The sequence below is a fragment of the Streptomyces sp. NPDC053432 genome, assembly GCF_055585365.1.
Genome location: NZ_JBVJKF010000063.1, coordinates 1 through 1,139, shown reverse-complemented (window position 1 = coordinate 1,139; position 1,139 = coordinate 1). Strand labels below are relative to the sequence as shown.

Annotated in this window: 1 protein-coding gene; it reads right to left on the bottom strand. The window is 65.8% G+C overall.

Going from position 1 to position 1,139, the window contains the following annotated elements; translation table 11 throughout:
- Positions 1-1,092 carry an IS630 family transposase gene (locus ACZ6Y1_RS37535; protein ID WP_469640676.1) on the bottom strand — a complete coding sequence of 364 codons (1,092 nt, stop codon included), beginning with the start codon at positions 1,090-1,092 and terminating at the stop codon, positions 1-3.
- Positions 1,093-1,139 lie beyond the last annotated feature (47 nt).

The window sequence follows — 1,139 nt, the reverse complement described above, 5'->3', positions numbered from 1 at the left end:
CTAGTCTTCTGAGTCAGGAATTCTGTTCAGATATGAGGCGAGGCGTTCAAGGATCTCGTCCGCGGTCTTCGTCCAGACGTAGGGCTTCGGGTCGGTGTTCCAGGCGGCGATCCAGGTCCGGATGTCCTGTTCCAGGGCCTGGACGGTCTTGTGGACGCCCCGCCGTATCTGCTTGTTGGTGAGTTCGGCGAACCATCGCTCCACCAGGTTGAGCCACGACGACCCGGTCGGTGTGAAGTGCAGGTGGAACCGGGGATGGGCCAGCAGCCAGGTCTTGATGGCCGGGGTCTTGTGGGTGGCGTAGTTGTCCAGCACCAGGTGGACCTCGAGACCGTCCGGCACTTCCCGGTCGAGCTTGACGAGGAACTTCTTGAACTCCTCGGCGCGGTGGCGGCGGTGCAGGGAACCGATGACCTTGCCGGTGGCGACCTCCAAGGCGGCGAACAGGGTGGTGGTGCCTGCCCGGACGTAGTCGTGCGTGACGCGTTGCGGCACTCCGGGCATCATCGGCAGCACCGGCTGAGAGCGGTCCAGGGCCTGGATCTGCGACTTCTCGTCCACGCAGAAGACAAGGGCCCGCTCCGGCGGGTCCAGATACAGGCCGACGACATCGTGGACCTTGTCGACGAAGTACGGATCCGTCGACAGCTTGAACGTCTCCGAGCGGTGCGGCTGCAGGCCGAACGCCCGCCAGACCCGCGACACGGTCGACTGCGACAAGCCCAGTTCCTTCGCCATCGAACGTGTCGACCAGTGCGTCGCGTTCTTCGGAGCGGACTGCAGAGTCCTGGTGACCAGCGCGGCCACCTGCTCGTCGGTGACCGACCGGGGACCGCCCGAGCGAGGCATGTCGCCCAGGCCGGCGATCCGGTGCTCGACGAAACGAGCCCGCCAGCGGCCCACCGCATGCGCGGTCGAGCCGAGCCGGGCCGCCACGTCCTTGTTCGAGGCACCCTCCGCGCAGGCCAGGATGATCCGGCACCTCAGTGCCCACGCCTGCGGCGTGGAACGGCGCCGCACCCACCCCTCGAGTGCGGCCCGTTCTTCGTCCGACAACGTCAACTCAGCCTTCGGCCGCCCAGTTCGTGCCACCCAACAAGCCTACACATCTGAATGGAATTCCTGACTCAGAAGACTAG